Here is a 25,566-nt window from a genome sequence, read left to right on the forward strand (position 1 = left end):
TCTGACAATCGGTTAAGATTTTGGGGAGAAAGTTTGTCAGAAGTTTTAGGTATACTGATGTAAATATAGATAATTCTCCCGTGTACTAAATTGGCATGAAGTACCTAACTAGAAAGCTTCTAATTGAACCATTCCGCATTTGTGAAAAGCTTATGCTGTATTAATTCTAAATTTTAAATTCCGCCTTGCGGTACTAGACTGTCCTTCATAAAGATTTCATATAGATATAAAAAATTTTCAAAGACTGTTTTACACATCTAGCTTGACTTTTGCTATCTTTATCTAGGTAGAACCGCAGCAGTAATCAAAACCTGTTAAAACTTGACTTGATAACTAGATAAATGAGGTAACTATGGCTAAAATTTCTGAAACCCCCACAATTGATACATTTGCTCTCCCTACAACTCTCAACGGTAAAAGTATTGCGGCTGGTGAATTACGTCCTTGGGGTTCTTTTACAGTCTTGGAAGAAGGGCGCGGATATAAAATTAAACGCATTGAAGTTAAGCCTGGACACCGCCTCAGTTTACAAATGCACCATCATCGCAGTGAACACTGGATTGTTGTTTCCGGTACAGCTAAAGTAGTTTGTGGCGATAACGAAATCTTATTAAGCAATAATCAATCAACCTATGTCCCTCAATGTACAACCCATCGGTTAGAAAATCCCGGTGTGATTCCCTTGGTTTTGATTGAAGTCCAAAATGGCGAATATCTCGGAGAAGATGATATTATTCGCTATCAAGATGACTATGCTCGTTCCGAAAAATAGAACTACGGATTAGGGTACCACCTGGGTTAAAATTAATTGTGGAATTCTCAATACTGCAAAAATTCCATGATTCATTTGAGTCCAGCAGCTATTAATGAGATCGGACGCTTAAAATCTAAACAACCATCAAATATCTTGTTTCGCTTGCGAGTGAAATCAGGGGGCTGTGCCGATTTGTTTTATGATCTTGCTTTTGATGCAACAGTACAATCTAAAGATCAGGTTTTGGAGTTGCATGATATTCGTGTAGTTATAGACCCAGAAACCCTAAATTACATCACTGGGTTATCACTAGATTATTCAGAAGATTTGATGGGTGGGGGTTTTCGCTTTCATAACCCCCAAGCCACATCTACCTGTAGCTGTGGCAATTCTTTCTCTATTAGTCAGTAGTCAGTTGTCAGTTGTCAGTTGTCAGTTGTCAAGAAATTTGTTCCCTGTTCCCTGTTCCCTGTTCCCTATTTTTTGTTCCCTATTTTTTGTCTTTTGCCTTTTGTTTTTTAAATAATGATTGACAGAAAATCAGAAAAAAAGATATAATTAGGATTTGTTAAAACTTAGATCATAAAGCAGCTTCACGCGCTGTAACTCATGCCAACAATACAGCAGCTAATACGTAGTGAGCGCGAACTAGCGCGTCAAAAAACCAAGTCCCCTGCTCTGAAGCAATGCCCTCAACGTCGAGGCGTTTGCACCAGAGTATACACAACTACACCTAAAAAGCCTAACTCAGCACTCCGCAAGGTAGCCAGGGTAAGACTTACCTCTGGATTTGAAGTAACAGCTTACATCCCAGGTATCGGTCATAACTTACAAGAACATTCCGTAGTTATGATTCGTGGTGGTCGGGTCAAAGACTTGCCCGGAGTTAGATATCACATCATCCGTGGCACATTAGATACAGCCGGAGTTAAAGACCGGAAACAAAGCCGTTCCAAATATGGAACTAAACGCCTAAAAGCAGGTAAAAAATAGGTAAGCGACGGTTAATCGCATCTCATACGGTTAATCGTCCTACCTAAAATTGTATAAAAACCAGCAGTAAAGACTTTTTTCAGAAAATCCAACTGTATCTGGCATAAAAACAACTTGCATAAGTTTGGAGAGGATAATTCTGTAAACGATAACAGCGCTTTAATCTAAATTTTAAAGTTGATGAAGTTATTGTCTTCTGTGTTTAGTCACAGATGATTAAGCAAATTATTCAGCCTCCTAGCAATTGATAGCTGGCGCGTAGCGCGCCAGCTACAGATAAAAACTCAGGAAAAATCAGCGCCTAATTTAAACCGCTTTTAGTCTCCTGTGTTCTGATAGCATATAATTTCGTGGTCAAATTCCGTATTCAAGGATGAAGTATGTCTCGTCGTGGTGTTAGTCAAAGGCGCGCAGTTCCGCCTGACTCAGTATATAATAGTCGCCTGATCAGTATGATAATGCGACGGATAATGCGTCATGGCAAGAAATCAATTGCCGCAAGAATAGTTTATGACGCTTTGAAAACTATTGAAGAGCGCACTGGTGGAAGTCCATTAGAAACTTTTGAAAAAGCAGTTCGTAATGCCACACCATTAGTAGAAGTAAAAGCTCGCCGAGTTGGTGGAGCGACTTACCAAGTACCAATGGAAGTACGTACAGATCGTGGTACTACCTTAGCATTGCGGTGGTTAGTCCAGTATTCTCGTCAACGTCCAGGTAAAACCATGGCCGGAAGACTAGCTAATGAGTTAATGGACGCTGCAAATGAAACGGGCAGTGCTATTCGCAAGCGTGAAGAAACGCACCGCATGGCTGAAGCAAACAAAGCATTTGCACATTATCGTTACTAAATAGAAAAACGATATATCGTCTTCTCTTATGCGGTATATCGGAGAATTTATAGCTAATGCTCAAACAAAGGCAACTGCCTAGCTAGGCTCATAAAAAAAGACGGTTTTCCGTAATAAGTATAGAATCTTAACAAAGAGTAATATACAAGATATCATGAGACGACAACGATAGGAGGTAACTGTGGCACGCACGAACCCGCTAGAGAAAGTACGCAATATCGGTATTGCGGCGCATATAGATGCGGGCAAAACTACAACAACAGAGAGAATATTATTTTACTCTGGGATCATTCATAAAATTGGCGAAGTTCACGAAGGAACTGCCGTTACAGACTGGATGGAACAAGAACGGGAGCGGGGAATTACCATCACTGCTGCTGCGATTAGTACCAGTTGGAATGATCATCAAATTAACATTATTGATACTCCCGGTCACGTGGACTTCACCATTGAAGTTGAACGTTCCATGCGAGTATTAGATGGTGTAATCGCTGTATTTTGTTCCGTAGGTGGTGTACAACCCCAATCAGAAACAGTATGGCGACAAGCAGACCGCTATAAAGTCCCTCGTATTGCCTTTATTAACAAGATGGATCGCACTGGTGCGAACTTCTATAGAGTGCATGACCAGATGGTTGATCGCTTGCGGGCTAATGCCATTGCTATTCAATTGCCTATCGGTAGTGAAACTGAATTTAAAGGTATCATTGACTTGGTGAAAATGTGTGCATATATGTACACAAACGACCAAGGAACTGATATCGAAACAACAGAAATTCCCGCAGAACTAGCCGAAAAAGCAGCTCAATACCGCACCAAATTGGTAGAAGCAGTATCAGAAACTGATGACAGGCTGATGAATAAGTACTTCGAGGGCGAAGAACTTACAGAAGCAGAAATCTGTACTGCCCTCCGCAAAGGCACAATTGCTGGGAAAATCGTACCAGTGCTTTGCGGTTCAGCCTTTAAGAACAAAGGCGTGCAGTTGATGTTGGATGCGGTGATCGATTACCTACCATCACCACTGGAAGTGCCACCAATTCAAGGTACATTGCTGAACGGTGATCCCGTAGAACGTCATGCTGATGATAACGAACCATTATCAGCTTTGGCATTTAAGATTATGGCTGATCCTTACGGTCGCCTCACCTTCGTTCGTGTTTATTCTGGTGTGCTGAAGAAAGGTAGTTACGTTCTTAACGTCAGCAAGAATAAAAAAGAACGGATTTCTCGGTTAGTGCTGATGAAAGCAGATGACCGCCAAGACGTAGATGAACTACGGGCTGGTGATTTGGGTGCTGCTTTGGGATTGAAAGACACCTTAACAGGTGATACACTTTGTGATGAAAATTCACCAGTAATTCTAGAATCCCTATTTATTCCTGAGCCTGTGATCTCGGTAGCGGTTGAACCCAAAACCAAGAACGACATGGACAAGCTTTCCAAAGCCCTCCAATCTTTGAGTGAAGAAGACCCCACCTTCCGTGTGCGTGTTGATCCCGAAACCAACCAAACCGTAATTGCGGGAATGGGAGAATTGCACCTAGAAATTCTCGTAGACCGGATGTTACGCGAATTCAAGGTAGAAGCCAATGTGGGTCAGCCACAGGTAGCTTATCGAGAAACAATTCGCAAATCCGTCGAAAAAATTGATGGTAAATTTATTCGCCAGAGTGGTGGTAAGGGTCAGTATGGTCACGTAGTGATCAACTTAGAACCAGGTGAACCAGGCACAGGTTTTGTATTTGTTTCTAAAATTGTCGGGGGGATTGTACCGAAAGAGTACGTCGGACCTGCAGAACAGGGAATGAAAGAATGTTGTGAATCCGGTATTTTAGCTGGCTATCCACTCATTGATGTCAAAGCCACCTTGATACATGGTTCTTACCACGATGTAGACTCTTCAGAAATGGCTTTCAAAATTGCCGGTTCTATGGCAATGAAAGAGGCGGCATCAAAAGCCTCCCCTGTCATCTTAGAGCCAATGATGAAAGTTGAAGTTGAAGTACCTGACGACTATATGGGAACCGTCATAGGCGACTTGATCTCCCGCAGAGGACAGATTGAAAGCCAAAACACTGAAAATGGGCTTGCGAAAGTGGTATCGAAAGTTCCACTGGCAACCATGTTTGGTTATGCCACTGATATCCGGTCGAAAACCCAAGGTCGAGGTATCTTTACAATGGAGTTTAGTCACTACGAAGAAGTACCTCGTAGCGTGGCTGAAACTATCATTGCCAAAAGTAAAGGGAACACTTAATTAAAAAAGGAAACAATTATTCATGGCACGCGCAAAGTTTGAAAGAACTAAACCTCACGTTAATATCGGTACTGTTGGTCACGTTGACCACGGCAAAACTACTTTAACAGCAGCTATTACCATGACCTTGGCCGCTAATGGTCAAGCAATAGGTAAGGGTTACGACCAAATTGATAATGCTCCTGAAGAAAAAGCTCGGGGTATTACAATCAATACCGCTCACGTTGAGTATGAGACAGGCAGCCGTCACTATGCTCACGTAGATTGTCCTGGACACGCTGACTATGTGAAAAACATGATCACAGGTGCAGCACAAATGGATGGAGGTATCCTGGTAGTTGCGGCTACGGATGGTCCTATGCCCCAAACTCGTGAACACATCCTCTTGGCAAAACAAGTGGGTGTTCCTAGTCTTGTCGTCTTCTTGAACAAACAAGATATGATGGACGATGAAGAGTTGATGGAATTGGTAGAACTAGAACTACGCGAACTACTGACCGCTTATGATTTCCCCGGTGATGATATTCCCATTATCAAAGGTTCCGGTCTGAAAGCTCTCGAAGCCATGACCGCTAATCCCAAAACTCAGCGCGGCGAAAATGAGTGGGTAGACAAAATCTATGAGTTGATGGATGCTGTAGATGCTTCTATTCCTACTCCTGAACGGGATGTGGATAAACCATTCTTGATGGCTGTGGAAGATGTGTTCACCATCACAGGTCGTGGGACTGTGGCTACTGGACGGATCGAACGCGGTATTGTTAAGGTTGGTGATGCTGTTGAGCTAGTTGGGATTAGAGATACCAAGACTACCGCAGTCACTGGGATTGAAATGTTCAAAAAGAGCCTTGAGCAAGGTATGGCTGGGGATAATGCAGGCGTACTACTACGTGGTCTCAAAAAAGAAGATATTGAGCGCGGTATGGTAATTGCCAAACCTGGGACAATTAAACCTCACACTGAGTTTGAAGGCGAAGTTTACGTTTTAACTGAGAAAGAAGGTGGACGGAAAACACCATTTTTCTCCGGTTATCGTCCTCAGTTCTATGTGCGGACAACTGATGTAACTGGTACAATCAAAACCTTTACCGATAGGGAAGATAACGAGGTGGAAATGGTTATGCCTGGCGATAATATCAAAGTTACAGTAGAATTGATCAACGCAATTGCGATTGAACAAGGTATGCGCTTCGCTATTCGTGAAGGTGGACGCACTATTGGTGCTGGCGTTGTCGCTAAAATCTTGAAATAAAACTCACCTTTTGGCTCTCATGATCAAGGAGCGGAGATGAATTATAAAATCTCTGCTCCTTTCTATTCCCATAAATAATTTTAAATTTTGGATTGGGGATAAAACTTAACATCTCAAATCTAAAATCTAAAGTCTGAAATTTACCGAACCTGGAAAACTAAAAATGGCAACTCTACAGCAGCAGAAGATTAGAATTCGTTTAAAAGCATTTGATAGACGTTTGTTAGATACATCTTGCGAGAAGATTGTAGAAACCGCTAACCGTACTAACGCTACAGCTATCGGACCAATTCCTTTACCAACAAAACGGAAGATATATTGCGTACTGCGATCGCCTCACGTAGATAAGGATTCCCGCGAACACTTTGAAACCCGCACCCATCGCCGGATTATTGACATTTACCAGCCTTCTTCTAAAACTATTGATGCACTCATGAAGTTAGATTTGCCTTCTGGTGTAGATATTGAAGTCAAATTGTAAATTTGTCATTTGTCAGTGGTCAGTTGTCAGTGGAAAAAGAAAAATAACTGACGACAAACAACTGGCAACAAAAAGCCGACATTTAGCATCAAACCGACATTTAGCATCAATATTAACTAATTAGCCCTGAGAAAATTTATCTCAGGGCTTTTTATTAACTATAAAACCAAATGATAAAATACAAAATATGGGAAAAATAGGGAACAATATATTTTAAGAATAAAATTTATACTCAAATAGCCATGACATCTTTTTCTAAAATTGCCGTGCGTGAATTACCTCTGTTCCCATTACCCGAAGTGGTTCTATTTCCTAGCAGACCATTACCCCTGCATATCTTTGAATTTCGTTACCGAATCATGATGAACACGATTTTGGAGAGCGATCGCCGATTTGGGGTATTGATGATTGATCCCACAACAGGGACAATTGCTAATGTTGGTTGTTGTGCGGAAATTCTTCATTATCAACGGCTACCTGATGACAGGATTAAGTTGTTGGCTTTAGGACAGCAAAGATTTCGGGTTTTAGAATATGTCCGCGAAAAGCCTTATCGCGTCGGCTTGGTAGAATGGATTGAAGACGAACCACCAGTTAAAGATTTACGTCCTTTAGCTGCTGAGGTAGAGCAACTATTGCGGGATGTTGTTCGGCTCTCAGCCAAGTTAACAGAACAAGAGATTGAACTACCCAATGATTTACCAGATTTACCCACAGAACTATCTTATTGGATAGCTAGTAATCTCTATGGTGTCGCTCCCGAACAGCAAGCATTATTAGAAATACAGGATACAGTTGCTCGTTTAGAACGAGAAGCGGAAATTCTCACTTCTACTCGTAATCATTTAGCAGCGCGTTCTGTGCTTAAAGATACGTTTAATGACATGGAATAAACTTGCCAAACTTTAAACTTTCAGAGTTTGCACACAGCATCCAGTTTCCAGATTCCACAACTTGATTGTGTTGTCTTCACTCGCTGTTGCTAAGATTTGATCCATGGGATGAAAAGCCACACTCCACACACAGGAATTATGTCCTTCTAGGGTTTGCACACATTTTCCTGTGGGTAGATGCCATACTTTAACTATATAGTCATTGTTAGCACTGGCAAGAAATTGAGCGTCAGGACTAAAAGCTATCGCTTTTAAAATGCCAATTTGTTTATTAAAGTATTCATTGCTGCGGATATTTTGTTTCTGTACGGTTCGCTTCAAGACTTTGTGCAGGTTGGTTTTGGTGACTTTTTCTCCTAAAGCTTGGGAGAGCGATCTCCAGAGTTTTGAGCCAACGTCTTTAATGTAACCAAGATCGTAATCGGAGTCTATAGCCATGTCTAAGTACGTCTGTCCAGTCCAAGATTGACGGAATACAATCTCTTGAACTGTTACACAGTTAAAGCTGCATTACATAAAAACCTTGGTTGGGCTTATTTTCAGCAAACTTTTTATGAACTAGCAAAACAGCATTTATTCATATCTTTAGAATTGGAAAATGATTATCCTCCAGCCTATTGTTTATTAGCACAAGTCCAAGCAGCATTAGGAGATAAAGAAAATTCTATAATATCCTGGAGAAAATTCCTGGAATCTTATGCCCAAGAGCAAGAATTAAAAAGTGTTCAATGGCATTTACCAGAACTAGAAATTTGGAAACTTGATGCTATGAGAAATATCATGGAAACAGCGATATAAATAGGAAAATCGCTGTCATTTTTTTTAATGTAATATCAACTGGGTAGAATGATTGGATCATCATCCTCATCGTCACCATTAATGCTATTTCCCATCATTGATAATGTAAATATCATGGCTCTATCATTATCTACTACCCTATATATGTTATTTGCCATATTCGTTAATTAACTTTATTTGTATAGGTTCTGTTTTAGCCAATTTGAGTATAAATATTGTGATAGAAGATTGTAAGTGGATTGGTCTAAAAATGCAAGAATATAAAACCTATCTGCGAGAAATTAGTAAGGATTCAGGAAAATATACTGCTGAGGATATTGTTGTGATTAATCAGAGAATTATTCAGCAATTAAAGCAAATATATTTAGAGTTTATTCAAAAAACTCAACCGCATCTCAACCTATTTTTAGGGATTCAAATTGCTATTTCTACATTGAATACAAGTAATTTTTCAAAAAGTGCCTATACATGGACACAATTATTTTTTACATTTAGCTTAGTTCCCCCTATAAGTACACTAATCCTATGGGGATTATTAGGATACAATAAAATATTAGATCAAACTAGCGAAGTTTTATTTAATTTAAACTCTGATTTCAGTGAAATTGAAAGAAAGTATAATCCTTTAAATTTATTAAAGAAAATTTTCCTATCAAATTTTTTCTTCTGGATAATTTGCATAATATATATTTGGAAAATTGTTTATTTTATATTTACGTCTTATTTTAAATTGTCTATTTGATATATATAGTGGTTATTGGTTGATTGAAATACAAGAACCCCACCCCCAACCCCCTCCCCGCAAGCGAGGAGGGGGCTATGATGTATCTTATTTAAGTGCATACTGCTATATAATTTTGTGATTCCAATAGAAAATTTTTTACTATAGCGGTATGCACTTGACTGAGATACAGTCGTTAAATCGCAAAACCTGTAGGGGCGCAGGGCCTGCGCCCTATATTTTATTGCGTCCAACCGATAACCGCTATAACCCCCTTTGATTTATGTTTGAAATATCCAAAAGAAAAGTTACAAAAGCAGAAGCAGAGTTACTTGTTAGAGAAATAAAACTAACACCTAATATTATGGGTTATTCATTAACAGAATGGATGTCAGCCGAATATATTATAGTTGCGGAAGATGAAAATGGTAACATGGGAGGAGCTTGTTTAAATATGGAGGATTCATCATGCGTAAGTTGCTTTCTGCATTCAGCATCCCGCTTTTAGCTGTGGGATTTTTCTTAGCTAAACCTCAAGAAGCAAAAGCTTGGTTTAAAGTCTGTAATGATACAGGGCAAGATGCTCATGTTGCCTTTGCATATCCAGAAGGAAGAACATGGTACAGCGAAGGATGGTATGTCGTATCTGCGAGAACTTGTCAAGAAGTATATCCCCATGAACTACGCAATAGAACTTATTATGTTCATGCACAAAACTATGATGGTCAAACATGGGGGGACGATATAAGGTTCTGCAATTATTGGGTGCAGTTTCGCAGAAATTTTAAAATGGCACAAACTAAAGAACGCCGTGCAAGCTGCTCTCCTCCTAATCAAGATTTAATGCCTTTTGCTGAAGTAAACACAGGCGGCGATCGCAACTTTACATACCGTTTAACAGATTAATCTGTAGATTGAGCCGATACCTAAAACTCAACCTAACGCTGGAGTAGCGATCTCTATGAATAGCAATAGCGATCGCATTTATATAACATTTCCTCGTCTACTGAGTGTTATGAGGTACATATCTAGCGGGCAAGATGCCCGCACTACAAGAGTTTCATGATTCAACTTTGTACCTCATAAGAGCGGAAACCGCTGTAATTAATACATCTGGTCAATTAATCTACATTGATCGACTAAAAATGAAACTAAAGAATATAGGAGATAAACCAATGAAACCAGAATATGATTTCTCAAAAATGCAAAAAAGACCTAATCCTTTTGCTAAACAGTTAAAAGAACAAGTCACTATTCCTTTAGGAATTGATGTGATTGAATATTTTGAAACGATGGCTAAAGAAGAAGGTATATCTTATCAAGAATTAATTAATCTTTATTTACAAGATTGTGTAGTTTCGAGGAGAAAATTATCTTTAAAATAAGTTAAACTTTAACAGTAAATTAGGTTACAAGCAACTTATTACTCTAATAAACTCTTTTAGAAAATCTATAGTTTTAAAAGGGAGTACAATGAGTACCACAAGTTTATTCGCGTTTATCTGCGTTTAATTATTTATAACTCAACAAACTGCAATCAGATCATAGGATAGATATAACACTCTCATCTATCCTAAATTTATGTCTAACTCTAAAAAAGCTCTGACCTATCCCACCGTTAGCAAAAGCGATCAAGTAGATAATTATCACGGAACTGCGGTTGCAGACCCTTACCGCGCCTTAGAAGATCCGGATACGGAAGAAACAAAAGCTTGGATAAAAGCCCAAAATCAAGTTACTTTCAGCTACTTAAACGAAATTCCTATTAGAGAAAAAATTAAACAGCGTCTCACAAAGCTTTGGGATTATGAAAAATATGGAACTCCCTTTAAAGAAGGGGAAAGTTACTTTTATTTCAAAAACGATGGACTGCAAAATCAAAGTGTTCTCTACACTCTCCCAAGCTTGGAAGCCGAACCAAGAGTTTTACTTGATCCTAATCAACTTTCAGCAGATGGCACAATTGCCCTGTCAGGAATTTCCATCAGTGAAAATGGTCAACTTTTAGCTTATGGTTTATCTAGCTCTGGTTCAGATTGGCAAGAATGGAAAGTTAGAGATATTGCCACAGGTGAAGATAGACAAGATCATCTACAATGGATTAAATTTTCCAGTGCTTCTTGGACTCATGATCATCAAGGTTTTTTCTACAGTCGTTATGATGAACCCAACGAAAAAACCAAATTAGAAGATGTTAATTATTACCAAAAGCTCTATTATCATCAACTTGGTACACCCCAATCAGCAGACATCTTAATCTATCATCGTCCTGATGAAAAAGAATGGGGTTTTGGTGGAAGTGTCACCGAAGATGGTAGATATTTAATAATTTCCATCTGGCTAGGGACTGACTCCAAAAACTTAGTTTTTTACAAAGATATAACAAATCCAAATTCTCAAGTAATTGAACTAATTAACCAATTTGAAGCAGATTATAGCTTTATTGATAATGATGATCATCTTTTCTATTTTCGGACAGATTTAAATTCTCCAAAAGGCAGAGTTATTGCCATTGATACTAAAAATCCAACTTCAGAAAATTGGCAAGAAATTATTCCCCAAACTTTAGAAAAATTAGAAAGTGTTAGTATTCTGAATAATCAATTTGTAGCTGATTATTTACAAGATGCCCATAGCCAAATTAAGATATTTGATCTCAAAGGTAATTTTATTAGAGAAGTAGAATTACCCGGCATTGGTTCAGCAGGTGGATTTGCTGGTAAACGGCATGATACAGAAACATTTTATAATTTTACTAGCTTTACTACACCCGTAAGTATTTATCGCTACAACATGAAAACGGGTGAAAGTGAAATTTTCCGGCAGCCAAAAGTAGATTTTAATGCTGATGAATATGAGACAAAACAAGTTTTTTATGAAAGTAAAGATGGTACGAAAGTGCCAATGTTTATTACTCACAAAAAAGGCATTAAACTAGATGGGAATAATCCCACTTATCTCTATGGATATGGTGGTTTTAATATCTCATTAACACCAAGTTTTTCGGTTAGTCTTTTAATATGGCTAGAAATGGGGGGAGTATATGCTGTTCCTAATTTGCGTGGTGGGGGTGAATATGGAGAAGAATGGCATCAAGTAGGAATGAAACTGCAAAAACAAAACGTTTTTGACGATTTTATTAGTGCGGCTGAATGGTTAATTACTAATAATTACACTAAACCAGCAAAACTAGCTATTGGTGGGGGTAGTAATGGTGGTTTGCTAGTGGGTGCTTGTATGATACAACGGACTGATTTGTTTGGTGCAGCCTTACCAGCAGTCGGTGTTATGGATATGTTGCGTTTCCATAAATTTACCATTGGCTGGGCTTGGGTGGCTGAATATGGTTCTTCCGAAAATGCGGCAGAATTTGCAACTTTATATGCTTATTCACCTTTGCATAATTTAAAACCGGGAACAGCTTATCCGGCTACGTTAATTACTACCGCAGATCATGATGATCGAGTAGTCCCTGCACACAGTTTTAAATTTGCTGCGGCTTTACAAGCAGCGCATAGTGGTAATGCACCTGTATTAATTAGAATTGAGACAAAAGCGGGACATGGTGCAGGTAAACCAACAGCAAAAATTATTGAAGAAGCAGCAGATAAGTGGGGTTTTTTAGTCAGGGTTTTGGAAGTTGAAGAGGGTGTTTGAAAAGGCGAATATAATTCGCGTCTACACAGACAAAACCCACTTTCGTGGGTTAAAGGGCGAATATAATTCGCGTCTACACAGACAAAACCCACCTTCGTGGGTTAAAGGGCGAATATAATTCGCGTCTACACAGACAAAACCCACCTTCGTGGGTTAAAGGGCGAATATAATTCGCGTCTACACAGACAAAACCCACCTTCGTGGGTTAAAGGGCGAATATAATTCGCGTCTACACAGACAAAACCCACCTATTCCTTCGGAACGCTACGCGAACGTGGGTTAAAAAGCTGACTTTTTGGTTAGTCCACGCAGGTGGACTTCGTTTGTGTAGTAGCGAATTATATTCGCCGATAGCGAAGCGTGGCGTTAGCCATAAACTTTTCAAACATCCTCTCAGGTGGCATTTTCTTTTGTTCACCTCTATATTAAGAATAGTAAATAATAATTGCCTTTTCTGCCTATATTCGGTAAAGGCAGATTTGTTACCATGACCTGGTAACAGATGACACAGAAAAATATAGGAAATCAAGCAAAAATTTATGGATAAGTAAGGAAAATTAACAGTGAAAGCATCCCTCAAACTGCTTCAAACGGCTGATGAACGGCAGATTGCCGCGTTTTTTCAGGAATCCGTAGGTGAATGGCGTTCTGAACGGCGTTACTACACCCTACCCCAGGGAGAAACTAAGGAAATGGAAAGTATTATCACTATCCGATTTTTAGAACAGGGGTGTGAAGAGTTAGAAAAATTAGCCCAAATCCATGATTTAGTTGATTTGCAAAGTTTAACCTGTGGTGCTGAAGTATCTTGGCAAAGCACTGATATAATTAAAGCTAGACAAGAATCTCAAGGTTTAACGCTGTTTGGGGCTTTAGGCAATATATTATATAGAGATCGGGGTTTTGCCACTTCTAAACCAGTTACAGCAGATTATTATTTATCAAATCCTCAAACTCTGTGTTTGCGAACTGAATATAATAATTCGGTGTTTGAGGAAGAAATCAAACTTATTGGTCGTAAATATCGGACTCGACAAAGCATTATTTCCCGTGCCGGCGAACAATTAATGATTGGCCAATACTTGGAAAAGCGAATATAAGCTGAGATTTTGCGGTTGAAGTCGGGAGATAGGGTTAATTAAGGGCTGTAATTTGCAAAAGCAACTGCTCATAAGCAACAAATATGACTTTTTACAACATTTTTTCAACTTCTTGCCACAATTTTGATTTTTTGTGTAATCATTAGGGAGTGGGAATTAATTCGGCGGTAATGTTTGTGGTTAGTATTGACAGGCTTTCCCTTTTGGTATTTACAGACTTTTCTCCGAAATCTAAATCTCTACACTCTTATGATTTTGGAAATACTCTATGTCAATTTACGTTGGTAACCTCTCTTATGAAGTTACACAAGATGCCCTGAGTGCTGTTTTCGCAGAATACGGTTCTGTAAAACGCGTTCAACTTCCTACTGACCGTGAGACAGGTCGCTTGCGCGGCTTCGGTTTCGTAGAAATGGGTTCAGATGCTGAAGAAGAAAAAGCCATTGAAGCCCTTGATGGTGCTGAATGGATGGGTCGTGATTTGAAAGTGAATAAAGCTAAACCTAAGGAAGACAGAGGTTCTTTCGGTGGCGGCGGCGGTGGTAACCGTGGCGGCGGCGGTGGTAACCGTGGCGGCGGCGGCGGTGGCGGTCGTTACTAAGCTTAATTTGGCTAAGTTTTTTAGCTATTAAGTGCTGAAAAAATTACCTATTCCGTTCGCGGGGTGGGTAATTTTTTTGATCGTAATTTTCTAAAATTGCAATTCAAATCCTGGTAATACTTCTTCTCCAGAAAGTAATATGGGAAGTTGGACAATTTCTACAGGTTTTCCTAGTCGGTAGATTTCCACTTGTTGATTTTGGGGATTAATTAACCAACCCAAACGCAAACCATTATCTATCATTTAGCCTTCTTCGTCATCACCAAAATTAGGTTCAACACCAAGAGCGCGTAATTGTGCTGCTAATCTTTCTGCACGTCTTCTTTCTTGCTCCCCTTGTTTTCTTTCCCGTTCTTCCGGTGTGAGAACCCAGTTACCGGGCGCATCATACCAGCGTAACCACTGCCGTTCAATGCCTTCATAGACACCTGTCCACAGTCCCAAACCTAATTCAATATCATTCATTTAGCCATATTCTGGGATTGGAGGCAGAGCCTCCTGGTAGGCAACAAGGAATATGTCTGTTTTAATTCCATTCTAAAACAAGTAAAATAACTAAAATAAAACATGGTTAAATTTGTAAAATGGATGCTCTTGGTCAAATCCTAGTGCTTGTATATACATAAAATAGTAATGAGATTAAATTTGTTTCTACTCGCTTGCAACTATCCTTCCCTCTAAGAGTCGCTGCAATTTGAATGATTTTGAATTTACAAAGGTAGGTAAATTATGCTTCAAGCCTTACCAAAAATAGTAACTTTTGCAGAATTTATAGAATGGCTACCTGATAAGGGACGCTATGAATTACATGATGGAGTGATTGTTGAAATGAATCCACCAGTAGGTTTTCATGAGGATATTATTTGTTTTTTAGCTGAGAGAATCACGGCTGAGTATTTACGGTTGAATTTACCGTATGGAATCCCAAAAACCACTTTTGTTAAAACACCAGGAAGCGAATCCAGCTATTTACCAGATGTGTTAGTAATCAATAGAAACATTCTAGCAACTGACCCAAACTGGAGAAAATCAGCAGTAATTTCTGAACCTGATTCTATTCCTTTAGTTATTGAAGTTGTGAGTACAAATTGGCAAGATGACTATTATAAAAAGCTGGGAGATTACGAAAGATTAGGTATTCTTGAATATTGGATTGTGGATTATTTAGCACTGGGAAGTAAAAGGTTTATTGGTAGTCCTAAACAACCAACTATTTCTATTCATCAACTGACAGATGGAGAATACCAAGTTAGTCAATTTACAGGTAGTGAATTGATAGTATCATCAACTTTCCCAGAATTAAAGTTGACTGCGGAACGAATTTTTAAAGCTGGTAATATTGATTAAGTACATTATAAAAAAGGTTAAAATAGTTCGATAATACAATCTCTCAATATATCCATCAATTCTTCTTTACTCACTTTATCATCAGCCACTTGTATTGTTAATTGATATGCTTCTTCTGGTGTCATGTTCAGTTCATAATCATTTAAGTTCAAAAATGTTACCATGACATCAAAAGCAGTTCTTTTATTACTATCTATAAAAGCATGATTATTAGTAATATGAAATAAATATGCTGCTGCTTGTTCAATAAGAGGGTGTTTGAAAAGTATTAAATAAAACCAATAATCTCCAAAAACCTAACCCCCCTACCCCCCTTCCCTACGAGGGAAGGGGGGTTTCAAAGCCTCACCCCGCTTCGGGGAGAGGTTTGGAGAGGGGTTAATTTATACCTTGAAAACTTTTAAAACATCCTCTAATTGTAGGATGTAAAAACTCTCCTCCAAAACTTGCTTGAGGTTGGTAAATTGCAGAATCTAATAAACCTTCATCTCGGATACCTAATAAACCACCATATAGGTTAATCTGTTTATGATGTATATTTAACACATCTACTTTTTCAATAAATTTAGGATTATGCAAGTTTTCTATACACATAATCCCATTTTTTTGTAGATGCTAAAGAAGTCAACATGGCTTCTGATTCTTGGGGTGTGATATCTCCTAAGTTAAAAGTATTAATTTCTTCTTCCGTTAATGCGTTAACTCGTAAGCTTGCTTTGATTAAGGTTTGTAATAGGTGTTTTTGAGTTTCCAATAAAATGTATAAAACGTATTTTTCAACGTTTTTATCGCTTCCAAATTCAGCCTCATTTCTGGTTAATTGATATAGTTCAATCTCTTGTATAGTCTGTTTTTTTATACTTTCTATCTTGAATACTCGGATGAAAAAATCCCAGTATTTCTCAATAATTTCTTTTTGGAAGAAATTGTACCTAACGAATGCTAGAGGTACTACTTGACCCTGTGTTCCTTTTTCTATCAAAATTTCACACAACTTTATACTCCTAAGAAATTTTTCACGGAATTGTTTAAACTCTTCCGTAAGCTGACTCAGAGATACTTGTCTGCTATTAGCCAACTCAATCATTTCCGCAATTGCTTCATCTTGCGGATTAGCATTATTTAAGCATCTTTCCAGGATTTCTATCCTTTCCTGAATGCTGTCAATCATCTCTTGTGGGAATGTAAAGGTATGCAGCATATTTTATCTGTAATCCTAATTCAGAGAATTTGCTCGTTCCTAGATTTTACCTCGGAACGAGATCAGGCGCATTATTTTAATAATGACTCGCGGATTTGCGATAATGTACTGCTGTAACAGCATCTTGATTTAAGACTTTACCATCATCAATAGTGGCATAAACCAACCAATGATCACCGGCTTCCATGCGACTTTGGACAGAACACTCTAGATAAGCTAAAGCACCACTAAGAATAATCCCGCCATTATTGGCTTCTTGAGTTTCTAAACCAGCAAATCTATCTTGTCCAGGGACGTAGACTTTCATAAAATGCTTGCGTATTTCCCGACCTTCTGCCAAGATATTAACTACAAATTTGTTATCTGTGTGAGTCATGTTTTCCATGGCCCGGTCTTTAGCTACCGCAATGGTTAAACCAGGAGGATTAAAGCTGGCTTGTGTTATCCAAGAGGCTAACATTCCCGTTTTCACTTCTCCTTGAGTCGCTGTAACCACAGATATAGAACCAACAATCCGCCCTACAGCTTGTTCTACATTACTTGCAGGTTGTTTAGCGACAACAGATTTTTTTGCAGCGCGTTTCAAAGCTTGAGCAAAATCTGTTCCCGCTTCTTCACAGGTTTGCAGGGTGACTTCATTGGGTTTGAATTTGACGCGAATTGTGTCAAAACCAAATCTGTAACCTGCGTCTTTGAGTTTGCTTTCGATTAAATCAACCGCTTCTCCACTCCAACCAAAAGAACCAAACACACCAGCTAATTTATTGTTAGTAGCGGTAGAGAGGACAATTCCTAAAGCTGTTTGCACTGGGGTGGGTGCGTGTCCTCCTAAAGTGGGAGAACCAATCACAAAACCGGCAGATTTTTCAATTGCGGCTTTGATTTCTTCAGGTTCGGTAAATTCGCAATTGATAGATTCGACACTGACACCTGCTTTAGTGATACCGCGAGCGATCGCCTGTGCTAAAGTTGCAGTATTGCCATAGGCAGAAGCATAAATTAAAGCCACAGTCATATCAGCGGAAGTTTGCTGCTTAGTCCATTCCCGATAGCCTTGGGTAATGTCTATTAAACCATAGCGCACCATTGGCCCATGACCAGTAGCGTACATTCGTACAGGTAAATCTGCCAACTTCTCTAAAGCGGTTTCGATTTGTTTGGCGTGAGGTGCCATTAAACAGTCAAAATAATAGCGTCTATCTTCGTTAAATACTTCCCAACCTTCATCAAAAACCTGATCTGAGCAAATATGCGCCCCAAATAATTTATCAGAAAACAAAATTTCTGTTTGTGGGTCCCAGGTACAAAGTTCGTCAGCGTAACGGGGGTTAGGTGTGGGAATAAATTGTAAATGATGTCCCTTTCCTAAATCGAGGGTATCTTCCCCCCGCATAACCAAAATTGATAAATCGTCTTTTTCCAACGCAGTCCGTAAATTTATCGCTCCTGGGTTAGAACAAACAAAGGTAATTTGCGGAGCAATTGCGAGTAAGGCTTTTAATGTCGCGGCGCGGTTGGGGTTAATGTGACCTAAGATTACATAGTCTAATTTTTTAACATCAAACCGCTGTTGTAAAGCTTGGAGATAAATTTCGGTAAAAGTTTCGCCAGGAGGGTCAAGCAGGGCATTTTTATCACCTTGGATGAGATAAGAATTAGCCGTTGTTCCCTTAGCTAAAGCATATTCAATTTCAAATCTTAATCTTGCCCAACTGCGCGATCGCAATACAATAGTATCTGTACCAATGGGCAATATTTGCACGTCACGGGGTTTGGTTTCTGACATGATATTTTATCTCCTCTCTTTAAAATAATTTTGTTCTATTTGTATATACTGTCTTGTCCCCCTCCTCGCTTGCGGGGAGGGGTTAGGGGTGGGGTTTTATTGCAACCAACGCCCAATTTCTGCTAAAACACCCTCTATCCTTAACAAAACATCCTCATTCTTAAACCTAACTACCCGTAAACCCAAAGACTCTAAAAACTCTTGTCGAATAGAATCTTCTGCTTGAGTGTAATTGTGAATTTCTCCATCAACTTCAATTACTAATTTGACTTCATGGCAATAAAAGTCAACTATAAATCTGTCAATAACCTGCTGACGACGAAACTTAAAACCCAGGAGTTGCTTATTTTTTAATTTTTGCCACAGTTGCTTTTCTGCTAATGTGGGTTCAGTCCGCATCTGTCGGGCTAAAGGCTTGAGTTTTTCCCAGACTTCAGGTGGAGATTGCCAAGAAACCCCACCCCCTAACCCCCTCCCCGCAAGCGAGGAGGGGGGACAAGAGTTAGGATTTTGATCTTGTTTCATTTGGTATTACTGTTAATTTAAGGGGATGCGTTTAATAGTGGTTTCCTACTTTGCGGTGGTGTACGGCTGTCATGGCATCCGGGTTAGATACTCTACCGGCGTAGGCTGTACTGTATACTGCCCAATGATCGCCACAATCCATGCGGCTAACGACTTCGCATTCTATGTAAGCTAGGGCATCCGTGAGGATAGGTGCGCCATTTGCTGCGGCTTGGGTTTTGACTCCTTCAAAACGATCTGCACCGGGGGCAAATCTCTTTAAGAAGTGTTTCATTAATGGTTGATAGTTGCCTTCTTCGAGTACATTGAGAACGAAGCGATCGCCTACTTGCATGAGTGATTCTATCGCCCGATCTTTGGATACAGCAATGGAAAAGCCCAAGGGTTTGAAGCTGGCTTGACTTACCCAGGAAGCTAACATGGCACTGGATACGTCGTCTTTTTTGGCGGTGATGATATATAAACCACCACTAATTCTTCCCAGAGCTTTATCTAAATCAGCACCAAGGGATTTCATGGCTTTAATGCTTTTATCTCTTGTCACCCATTGTCCTAAGTCTGTACCGGCTTCTTCGCACTTTTTGTAGATGTTAGCTGTGGGGGTATCCCGAATTTCAATCACGGGAAAACATATATTTAAGCCCAAAGCCCGGAATTTATTTAATATGGGATAAGTGGGTTCATCATCTCCACCACCGGTTTCAAAAATACCAATTGCTTGTTTTTCTTTGGCAGAACCTAAAACGGTACTGAGTGCCGCTTGAATATTAGAATTGCCTGAAGCTGGGGGCATTCCTACAACTAAACCTGTACAACGTCCTACCAATTCCCGCAGTTCTTGTAATTCGTTAACGCTGGCTAAATCTACTATTTCTACAGCCACACCAGTTTTAGTAATCCCATTAGCGATAGATTGGGCTATGCGATCGCCAAAACCGTACTCAGAGACATAAAATATACCTACTGGGGTTTCCGCTTTGGTTTGCCCTTGACTCCAACTCCGATAGCGCCCGATTAATTCCTCAACGTTATGATAAAGTAAGGGACCATGACCAGTAGCCACCATGCGAATAGTTTTTAATTCTCCCATGCGCTTGAGTGCAGAGAGGACAGAACGGGCATTTGGCCCCATTAAACAATCATAGTAATATTGAAAATCGGGTTCAATGACTGCTAAATCATCATCAAAGGTGCTTTCTGAGCAGTAATGTAAGCCAAAAGCATCGCAAGTGTAGAGAATTTGGGTTTTGTGGTCAAAGCTGAAAATAGTGTCAGGCCAATGTAAATTAGGAGCAATGACAAATTCAAATTCATGGCCATTTCCTAAATCCAAGCGATCGCCATTCTTGACAATTTTACGGTTAAATGGCTGATGTACCATATCTTCCAAAAACTGAATTGCGACTTTTGACGCAACCACAGTAAGATTAGGAGCGAGTTGTAGTAAGTCTTTTACTAAACCGCTGTGATCTGGTTCAGTGTGGCTAACAATTAAATAATCAATATCTTGGGGATTAATTAAACCCGTGAGAGTATCAAAATAGAGTTTACGAAATTTTTCATGGGAGGTATCAACCAGGGCGATTTTTTCACCACGAATCAGAAAAGAGTTATATGTTGTCCCATTTTGTAAACCAAACTCAATATCAAAGCGATCGCGGTCCCAATCTAAAGACCGAATTGCAGTAGTATCTTCACTAATCTCTACAGTATTTATAGTTAGACGCTTTTCTAGTTTCTGGGTGAGTAATACCATAACGCCCCTCTTTAATAAATTGAGTATTTATGCCTTTTTCCTATTGTGGCACGGGTTGAATATTAATTTTTCTTAAAAAACATATACCTCAGTTAAGAAAATTTAAACTATGAACAATTATCCCCCGTCAAATCTTGACCTAGCCCTCATGATTGGTAATTCTCGGTTGCATTGGGCATTATTCATAGATAAAACCCTATACTCAACTGGGGATACATTCCATCTATCTGCATCTATGATCGAACAATTAGCTGAAAACCCAACCTTAGATAATTGGTTAACAGCTATTTCTTTACCCAGAAATCTTCCCATAATCCCAGATTCCCCCATTCCCCTGATTCTGGCTTCAGTCGTTCCCAGTCAAACTGAACTTTGGCAAACTTACCCCCATTTGCGCCTGATTACCTTAGCAGATGTACCATTACAGGGAATGTATCCCACACTAGGAATTGATCGGGCTTTAGCTGTCTGGGGTGCAGGGATAACATGGGAATTTCCCACATTAGTAATTGATGCCGGTACAGCATTAACATTTACAGGTGCAGATGATCATCAATCCTTAGTTGGTGGAGCAATATTGCCAGGTTTAGGGTTACAACTTGCCAGTTTGGGGCAAAACACCGGACAATTACCATTATTAGAAACTGGTATAATAACATCCTTACCACCACGTTTTGTCATGAATACATCAGATGCAATTCAAAGTGGAGTAATTTACACCTTATTAAGTGGGATAAAAGACTTTATTGCAGCTTGGTGGCAATTATTTCCTGAAAGTCAGATTGTGATAACTGGTGGAGATAGTAACTTATTAAAAAACTATCTTGATCAAAAATTTCCAGATATAGCGGCTCAATTAATTGTAGATCATAATTTGATATTTCAGGCAGTGGGAAATATAGTCTACAGCTTTATCTAATACCAATTTTATGTAAGAGGATGAATGAACAAGTTTTGGGCGAATATAAAGATGCCTCCGGCACGCTCCGCGTAGCTTGCTTCCCGAAGGGTACGCTACTACACAAGCGAAGTCCACCTATTCCTTAACTCCCCAACCTGCGGCTGTAAGGGCAGGATCAATTAATTCGGCGCGGGTTTCTGCTTCGTTCATTATTTTTTGTCTGAATCAGGATTTCCAGGATTTGAGGATTTTCAGGATTGATTTCCTCGTTTTCTGTCAGAAATAAATACTATTTTATTATATCAATAAACAGCCTATACATTTTTTGTCTGAATCAGGATTTCCAGGATTTGAGGATTTTCAGGATTGATTTCCTCGTTTTCTGTCAGAAATAAATACTATTTTATTATATCAATAAACAGCCTATACATTTTTTGTCTGAATCAGGATTTCCAGGATTTGAGGATTTTCAGGATTGATTTCCTCGTTTTCTGTCGGTAATTAATCTTATTTAATAATATCAATAAACAGCCTATACATTTTTTGTCTGAATCAGGATTTCCAGGATTTGAGGATTTTCAGGATTGATTTCCTCGTTTTCTGTCGGTAATTAATCTTATTTAATAATATCAATAAACAGCCTATACATTTTTTGTCTGAATCAGGATTTCCAGGATTTGAGGATTTTCAGGATTGATTTCCTCGTTTTCTGTCAGAAATAAATACTATTTGATTATATTAATAAACAGCCTATACATTTTTTGTCTGAATCAGGATTTCCAGGATTTGAGGATTTTCAGGATTGATTTCCTCCTTTTTTGTCAAAAATAAATACTATTTTATTATATCAATAAACATCCTGTACATCCTTAAATCCTGAGCATCCTGATTCAGACAAAATATTTTTATCATCTTTCCTATTTTTCCCCTTTATCTGCTGTTAATTCCCCTGTAAATGCTTTTTGTAGGATGGATTGTTTCAGTTCTTTTAATGGGGCGATTCCTTTACTGCTTTTTGTGAAGTTAAGACCATTTCTCAAAGTTGCTATATCTCCTAACTTCTTCTCTTCCCACCCGTCGCCTTTTTGGGTAAAGATTGAATTTAGATAACTTTCAAATAATTCGCGGGCATTAGAGAGGTTTTTTTCCGTGTTACGAATCGCTCTATCAATCCCCTCAAACGCCTCATCTGCGATCGCCACAATTCGCTTTTGTTCGGGAAGTGGGGGAATAGGAATCGCTATTGAGTTTAGCGATTTTTGATTAAGTTTTGGTTGTATCAGCGAAGAGAGTTTGCATTATTCTTGTGGAGTAATTTTACCCTGAATCAAATAATCTTCAATCTTCATAGTTACTTCTTAAATATAATTCTCTATTTTCTGTCTCCTCTATTCTATTTCTTGACACCCAAACTTGAGCATCTTCACCAACTAAAGGATAAGGTGCTTTACCTTGAATATCTGCCCATTTACGGCGTTTTTTTTGGTCTACATCCTGCTTTTGTCCTTTAAATTGCAAAAAATCAATAAAATTTAATACCTCCTCCTGTTGTTCCGGTGTTAAATTCTGGACTCTATCTAAAATAGATTCTTGTTTTGCTACAGCTTGAGTCATAACTAAAAAACCTCATAACTCCTAAAATTATTTTACACCACTAGCCAAAATTCCCAAAATTTTATTGACATCATTTAAAAAATATTCAGCCAAATCAATCTGCACCAGTTCACCTGATAACTTTAAAAACTTCCAAATTTCCCCCGTAGTTACCACCCCATAAATTTCTGTAATTTCATTTCCTTCACGTTCATTAAATAACCTAGCTGCATACATTTCGGCTATACATTGTCCTAAACCCCCTTTAATATTTTCCTTTTTCGCTTCCACAATGATAATTACAGGTGCATTAATCAATAAAAACTCAGGAGAACGACTAATTAAAAAATCACAATTTCCATTTAAACCCTGACTAGGTTCAATATTAAATTCCACACCAGAAAATAAACTAATTTGATTAGTAAGTTTTTTAGTTAGTTCTAATAAAATCGGGGCAATAATCATCTCAGAACGAGATTTTTCGGTATTACTAGCCAAAGCAAACGGTACATTATAGGCTAAAGTTTCCTGTAAATATTCACTAACTGGTAATGGTGCAACCTCAGAAAAAATATTGTCTCTACTAGAAATATTGAGATGTAGATTTTTTTTGACAGTTTCCAAAGTAAAATCACTATAAGACATAAAACTCCTATTTTATTTATAATGTAAATGTTGGGTTATGGCTTCGCCACACTTCGTGAACGTTCCTCAACCCAACCTACTTACTAAATTCAACTTAACTAAAACCTCATCTAAATCCTTATCAGCCCATTCTCTTGCTTGTCTTGCTGCTGCTAAATCTGCTAAAATATCACCAATTTCACGATGTATAAACTTCTTTTTAGAAGCAATTCCTACCTTAAACCGTTCAAAAGAATCAGCTTCATAATCATCAACATCATAATTATCATCATTCCACATCGGGTTAGAAACAGTATAATCAAACCGTTTTAATTTATTATCTTCTGTAAATTTAGGTTGGCGGAAAGTATCACCAATTTCAATAATTGAATCTGTAAAATCCTGTAAAAACATATTCATTTTGGCAATAGCGAAAGTAGTAGTATTCAACTCTTGTCCAAATAAACGGGGTGCTTTACTTTCTTGTCCTGGATGGTTGCGATTAAATACTAAACGCGGTTTAATTAATAATCTTCCCGACCCACAGGTGGGATCATAAACTGTAGTATAGGGTTCAGGATCAATAATTTCGGCTATTAGCCAACCCACCTCAGAAGGCGTGAGAAATTCCCCCGCACTTTGTCCTTGTCCTTCCGCAAATTTCCGCAGCAAATATTCATAAGCCTCGCCTAAAATATCAGCATTGGCATTTTTTAACCCCAAACGATGACGACTGATAACTTCAATTAAATCTGATAATCTATCATCATCTAAAACCCGCTGATCATGTTGTTTTTCGTTATAGTCTTTTAGTGTCAATATCCCCGATAAATTCTTATTAAAATCAGCTATTTTCCGCATAGCTGTAGTTATAAATTCCCCTAAACCCTCTTTAGGATGAAACCGAATTTTATCCCAATTATATTGTTGAGGAATATAGTATCTAACAATGGGCTGACGATTATTTTTAATTGCGTCTTGATGATCTGCTTCAATAAAATAACGGGCTAAATCTCCACTACCAAATTTTTCCGCACATTTTTCATATTCATCATCAAAAACATCAGATAAACGTTTATAGAAAATTAATGGTAGAATGAAATCTTTATATTTTGGTGCATCTGTAGAACCGCGTATTTTACAAGCTGCATCCCACAGCCATGTTTCCATTGTGGGAATGTCTAAACGTTCCTCAGTTTTATCAATTTCTTCTAATATAGATAACAGCCCAGGCGTATTATTTTCGGCTGGTTGTTTTTTAGTGCTTTTTCTAGTTCCACGTGGCAAAATGCTGTCTCCTATCAATGTATTGATTTTTGCAGGAAACTATCAGGTTAACGCAATTTGTTAACTAATTGTTGATAAATCCCACATTCCGCACCCTGGGGTGTCACATAGTATTATCACTTGATTTTCTCTTGATTTTTGGATACAAATTATGCCTTGTCGGCATCATGTATCCGTTAATTCAT

At 38.6% G+C, this 25,566-nt stretch carries 27 protein-coding genes and 3 pseudogenes; 17 read left to right on the forward strand and 13 right to left on the reverse strand.

The genetic code is table 11. The features are described from left to right. The first annotated feature begins 352 nt into the window (after nucleotides 1-352). The 8 genes from EZY12_25430 (at nucleotide 353) to EZY12_25465 (ending at nucleotide 7,484) form a co-directional block, all read left to right on the forward strand. The gene (locus EZY12_25430) at nucleotides 353-772 is read left to right on the forward strand and encodes a cupin domain-containing protein (protein QSX67931.1); all 420 of its coding nucleotides are present in this window, start codon (nucleotides 353-355) and stop codon (nucleotides 770-772) included. A 66-nt stretch (nucleotides 773-838) separates the two neighbouring features. Beyond that, complete coding sequence (locus EZY12_25435) at nucleotides 839-1,165, forward strand: iron-sulfur cluster assembly accessory protein (protein QSX67932.1); 327 nt, start codon at nucleotides 839-841, stop codon at nucleotides 1,163-1,165. Between the two features lie 198 nt (nucleotides 1,166-1,363). Next, the gene (locus EZY12_25440; GenBank protein QSX67933.1) at nucleotides 1,364-1,747 is read left to right on the forward strand and encodes a 30S ribosomal protein S12; all 384 of its coding nucleotides are present in this window, start codon (nucleotides 1,364-1,366) and stop codon (nucleotides 1,745-1,747) included. 380 nt (nucleotides 1,748-2,127) lie between these two features. Next, complete coding sequence (rpsG, locus tag EZY12_25445; protein ID QSX67934.1) at nucleotides 2,128-2,598, forward strand: 30S ribosomal protein S7; 471 nt, start codon at nucleotides 2,128-2,130, stop codon at nucleotides 2,596-2,598. Between the two features lie 181 nt (nucleotides 2,599-2,779). Further along, nucleotides 2,780-4,858 carry an elongation factor G gene (fusA, locus tag EZY12_25450; GenBank protein QSX67935.1) on the forward strand — a complete coding sequence of 693 codons (2,079 nt, stop codon included), beginning with the start codon at nucleotides 2,780-2,782 and terminating at the stop codon, nucleotides 4,856-4,858. Between the two features lie 22 nt (nucleotides 4,859-4,880). Then, nucleotides 4,881-6,110, forward strand: coding sequence for an elongation factor Tu (gene tuf, locus EZY12_25455; protein ID QSX67936.1), 1,230 nt, complete (start codon nucleotides 4,881-4,883; stop codon nucleotides 6,108-6,110). 163 nt (nucleotides 6,111-6,273) lie between these two features. After that, nucleotides 6,274-6,591, forward strand: coding sequence for a 30S ribosomal protein S10 (gene rpsJ, locus EZY12_25460; protein ID QSX67937.1), 318 nt, complete (start codon nucleotides 6,274-6,276; stop codon nucleotides 6,589-6,591). Between the two features lie 242 nt (nucleotides 6,592-6,833). Then, nucleotides 6,834-7,484, forward strand: coding sequence for an LON peptidase substrate-binding domain-containing protein (locus tag EZY12_25465; protein ID QSX67938.1), 651 nt, complete (start codon nucleotides 6,834-6,836; stop codon nucleotides 7,482-7,484). 12 nt (nucleotides 7,485-7,496) lie between these two features. Here the strand turns inward: EZY12_25465 and EZY12_25470 are convergent, their stop codons facing one another. Next, nucleotides 7,497-7,916, reverse strand: coding sequence for a hypothetical protein (locus tag EZY12_25470; protein QSX70833.1), 420 nt, complete (start codon nucleotides 7,914-7,916; stop codon nucleotides 7,497-7,499). A gap of 51 nt (nucleotides 7,917-7,967) precedes the next feature. Here EZY12_25470 and EZY12_25475 point away from each other — a divergent pair, with 51 nt between their 5' ends. The 7 genes from EZY12_25475 (at nucleotide 7,968) to EZY12_25505 (ending at nucleotide 14,361) form a co-directional block, all read left to right on the forward strand. Beyond that, a complete protein-coding gene (locus tag EZY12_25475) occupies nucleotides 7,968-8,282 on the forward strand; it encodes a hypothetical protein (GenBank protein QSX67939.1) in 315 nt (104 codons plus the stop codon). 250 nt (nucleotides 8,283-8,532) lie between these two features. Continuing rightward, a complete protein-coding gene (locus tag EZY12_25480; protein QSX67940.1) occupies nucleotides 8,533-9,024 on the forward strand; it encodes a hypothetical protein in 492 nt (163 codons plus the stop codon). A gap of 447 nt (nucleotides 9,025-9,471) precedes the next feature. Next, entirely contained in the window at nucleotides 9,472-9,909 is a 438-nt protein-coding gene (locus EZY12_25485) for a DUF1036 domain-containing protein (protein ID QSX67941.1), read from the forward strand. A 269-nt stretch (nucleotides 9,910-10,178) separates the two neighbouring features. After that, a complete protein-coding gene (locus EZY12_25490; GenBank protein QSX70834.1) occupies nucleotides 10,179-10,388 on the forward strand; it encodes an antitoxin in 210 nt (69 codons plus the stop codon). 196 nt (nucleotides 10,389-10,584) lie between these two features. Next, entirely contained in the window at nucleotides 10,585-12,660 is a 2,076-nt protein-coding gene (locus EZY12_25495; protein ID QSX67942.1) for a S9 family peptidase, read from the forward strand. Between the two features lie 563 nt (nucleotides 12,661-13,223). Then, nucleotides 13,224-13,760, forward strand: coding sequence for a phycobiliprotein lyase (locus EZY12_25500; GenBank protein QSX67943.1), 537 nt, complete (start codon nucleotides 13,224-13,226; stop codon nucleotides 13,758-13,760). Nucleotides 13,761-14,028: 268 nt separating this feature from the next. Then, nucleotides 14,029-14,361: an RNA-binding protein gene (locus EZY12_25505; GenBank protein QSX67944.1), complete on the forward strand. Its 333-nt coding sequence runs from the start codon at nucleotides 14,029-14,031 to the stop codon at nucleotides 14,359-14,361. 90 nt (nucleotides 14,362-14,451) lie between these two features. Here EZY12_25505 and EZY12_25510 read toward each other — a convergent pair whose 3' ends face one another. Together EZY12_25510 and EZY12_25515 are read right to left on the reverse strand one after the other, a co-directional pair. Then, nucleotides 14,452-14,604 (reverse strand): Uma2 family endonuclease, encoded by a 153-nt coding sequence (locus EZY12_25510; GenBank protein ID QSX67945.1) that lies wholly within the window; start codon nucleotides 14,602-14,604, stop codon nucleotides 14,452-14,454. Next, nucleotides 14,605-14,826, reverse strand: a pseudogene (locus tag EZY12_25515) (hypothetical protein). A 264-nt stretch (nucleotides 14,827-15,090) separates the two neighbouring features. Here EZY12_25515 and EZY12_25520 point away from each other — a divergent pair. Then, entirely contained in the window at nucleotides 15,091-15,708 is a 618-nt protein-coding gene (locus tag EZY12_25520; protein ID QSX67946.1) for a Uma2 family endonuclease, read from the forward strand. A gap of 17 nt (nucleotides 15,709-15,725) precedes the next feature. Here the strand turns inward: EZY12_25520 and EZY12_25525 are convergent, their stop codons facing one another. The 6 genes and pseudogenes from EZY12_25525 to EZY12_25550 form a co-directional block, all read right to left on the reverse strand. Further along, nucleotides 15,726-15,977 (reverse strand): type II toxin-antitoxin system death-on-curing family toxin, encoded by a 252-nt coding sequence (locus tag EZY12_25525; protein QSX70835.1) that lies wholly within the window; start codon nucleotides 15,975-15,977, stop codon nucleotides 15,726-15,728. Between the two features lie 145 nt (nucleotides 15,978-16,122). Next, nucleotides 16,123-16,287: pseudogene (locus tag EZY12_25530) on the reverse strand (type II toxin-antitoxin system death-on-curing family toxin). Further along, entirely contained in the window at nucleotides 16,280-16,909 is a 630-nt protein-coding gene (locus EZY12_25535; GenBank protein ID QSX67947.1) for a hypothetical protein, read from the reverse strand. Before EZY12_25535 ends, EZY12_25530 begins: the two are co-directional and overlap by 8 nt. A gap of 76 nt (nucleotides 16,910-16,985) precedes the next feature. Next, nucleotides 16,986-18,695, reverse strand: coding sequence for a diflavin flavoprotein (locus EZY12_25540; GenBank protein QSX67948.1), 1,710 nt, complete (start codon nucleotides 18,693-18,695; stop codon nucleotides 16,986-16,988). 96 nt (nucleotides 18,696-18,791) lie between these two features. Continuing rightward, nucleotides 18,792-19,220 carry an endonuclease domain-containing protein gene (locus EZY12_25545; GenBank protein ID QSX67949.1) on the reverse strand — a complete coding sequence of 143 codons (429 nt, stop codon included), beginning with the start codon at nucleotides 19,218-19,220 and terminating at the stop codon, nucleotides 18,792-18,794. A 31-nt stretch (nucleotides 19,221-19,251) separates the two neighbouring features. After that, nucleotides 19,252-20,976, reverse strand: coding sequence for a diflavin flavoprotein (locus EZY12_25550; GenBank protein ID QSX67950.1), 1,725 nt, complete (start codon nucleotides 20,974-20,976; stop codon nucleotides 19,252-19,254). A 148-nt stretch (nucleotides 20,977-21,124) separates the two neighbouring features. On the opposite strand from EZY12_25550, the gene EZY12_25555 reads away from it, so the two are divergent. After that, nucleotides 21,125-21,895 carry a pantothenate kinase gene (locus tag EZY12_25555; GenBank protein ID QSX70836.1) on the forward strand — a complete coding sequence of 257 codons (771 nt, stop codon included), beginning with the start codon at nucleotides 21,125-21,127 and terminating at the stop codon, nucleotides 21,893-21,895. Nucleotides 21,896-22,794: 899 nt separating this feature from the next. Here the strand turns inward: EZY12_25555 and EZY12_25560 are convergent. The 4 genes and pseudogenes from EZY12_25560 to EZY12_25575 form a co-directional block, all read right to left on the reverse strand. Beyond that, nucleotides 22,795-23,169, reverse strand: a pseudogene (locus tag EZY12_25560) (restriction endonuclease subunit S). A 46-nt stretch (nucleotides 23,170-23,215) separates the two neighbouring features. Next, entirely contained in the window at nucleotides 23,216-23,491 is a 276-nt protein-coding gene (locus EZY12_25565; GenBank protein ID QSX67951.1) for a DUF2281 domain-containing protein, read from the reverse strand. A 27-nt stretch (nucleotides 23,492-23,518) separates the two neighbouring features. After that, complete coding sequence (locus EZY12_25570; GenBank protein QSX67952.1) at nucleotides 23,519-24,115, reverse strand: hypothetical protein; 597 nt, start codon at nucleotides 24,113-24,115, stop codon at nucleotides 23,519-23,521. A gap of 66 nt (nucleotides 24,116-24,181) precedes the next feature. Continuing rightward, the gene (locus tag EZY12_25575) at nucleotides 24,182-25,384 is read right to left on the reverse strand and encodes an SAM-dependent DNA methyltransferase (GenBank protein QSX70837.1); all 1,203 of its coding nucleotides are present in this window, start codon (nucleotides 25,382-25,384) and stop codon (nucleotides 24,182-24,184) included. Between the last annotated feature and the right edge of the window lie 182 nt (nucleotides 25,385-25,566).

The organism is Dolichospermum sp. DET69 (assembly GCA_017355425.1).
GTDB lineage: Bacteria > Cyanobacteriota > Cyanobacteriia > Cyanobacteriales > Nostocaceae > Dolichospermum.

Excerpts from the sequence above, each read along its gene's own strand:
- EZY12_25555 (QSX70836.1), top strand. The coding sequence starts at position 21,125 with ATGATTGGTAATTCTCGGTTGCATTGGGCATTATTCATAGATAAAACC.
- EZY12_25480 (QSX67940.1), top strand. The coding sequence starts at position 8,533 with ATGCAAGAATATAAAACCTATCTGCGAGAAATTAGTAAGGATTCAGGA.
- EZY12_25495 (QSX67942.1), top strand. The coding sequence starts at position 10,585 with ATGTCTAACTCTAAAAAAGCTCTGACCTATCCCACCGTTAGCAAAAGC.
- EZY12_25540 (QSX67948.1), bottom strand. The coding sequence starts at position 18,695 with ATGTCAGAAACCAAACCCCGTGACGTGCAAATATTGCCCATTGGTACA.
- EZY12_25545 (QSX67949.1), bottom strand. The coding sequence starts at position 19,220 with ATGAAACAAGATCAAAATCCTAACTCTTGTCCCCCCTCCTCGCTTGCG.
- EZY12_25490 (QSX70834.1), top strand. The coding sequence starts at position 10,179 with ATGAAACCAGAATATGATTTCTCAAAAATGCAAAAAAGACCTAATCCT.
- EZY12_25505 (QSX67944.1), top strand. The coding sequence starts at position 14,029 with ATGTCAATTTACGTTGGTAACCTCTCTTATGAAGTTACACAAGATGCC.
- EZY12_25520 (QSX67946.1), top strand. The coding sequence starts at position 15,091 with ATGCTTCAAGCCTTACCAAAAATAGTAACTTTTGCAGAATTTATAGAA.
- EZY12_25535 (QSX67947.1), bottom strand. The coding sequence starts at position 16,909 with ATGCTGCATACCTTTACATTCCCACAAGAGATGATTGACAGCATTCAG.
- EZY12_25570 (QSX67952.1), bottom strand. The coding sequence starts at position 24,115 with ATGTCTTATAGTGATTTTACTTTGGAAACTGTCAAAAAAAATCTACAT.
- EZY12_25435 (QSX67932.1), top strand. The coding sequence starts at position 839 with ATGATTCATTTGAGTCCAGCAGCTATTAATGAGATCGGACGCTTAAAA.
- EZY12_25440 (QSX67933.1), top strand. The coding sequence starts at position 1,364 with ATGCCAACAATACAGCAGCTAATACGTAGTGAGCGCGAACTAGCGCGT.
- rpsG (QSX67934.1), top strand. The coding sequence starts at position 2,128 with ATGTCTCGTCGTGGTGTTAGTCAAAGGCGCGCAGTTCCGCCTGACTCA.
- EZY12_25510 (QSX67945.1), bottom strand. The coding sequence starts at position 14,604 with ATGATAGATAATGGTTTGCGTTTGGGTTGGTTAATTAATCCCCAAAAT.
- rpsJ (QSX67937.1), top strand. The coding sequence starts at position 6,274 with ATGGCAACTCTACAGCAGCAGAAGATTAGAATTCGTTTAAAAGCATTT.
- EZY12_25550 (QSX67950.1), bottom strand. The coding sequence starts at position 20,976 with ATGGTATTACTCACCCAGAAACTAGAAAAGCGTCTAACTATAAATACT.
- EZY12_25430 (QSX67931.1), top strand. The coding sequence starts at position 353 with ATGGCTAAAATTTCTGAAACCCCCACAATTGATACATTTGCTCTCCCT.
- tuf (QSX67936.1), top strand. The coding sequence starts at position 4,881 with ATGGCACGCGCAAAGTTTGAAAGAACTAAACCTCACGTTAATATCGGT.
- EZY12_25465 (QSX67938.1), top strand. The coding sequence starts at position 6,834 with ATGACATCTTTTTCTAAAATTGCCGTGCGTGAATTACCTCTGTTCCCA.
- EZY12_25565 (QSX67951.1), bottom strand. The coding sequence starts at position 23,491 with ATGACTCAAGCTGTAGCAAAACAAGAATCTATTTTAGATAGAGTCCAG.
- EZY12_25485 (QSX67941.1), top strand. The coding sequence starts at position 9,472 with ATGCGTAAGTTGCTTTCTGCATTCAGCATCCCGCTTTTAGCTGTGGGA.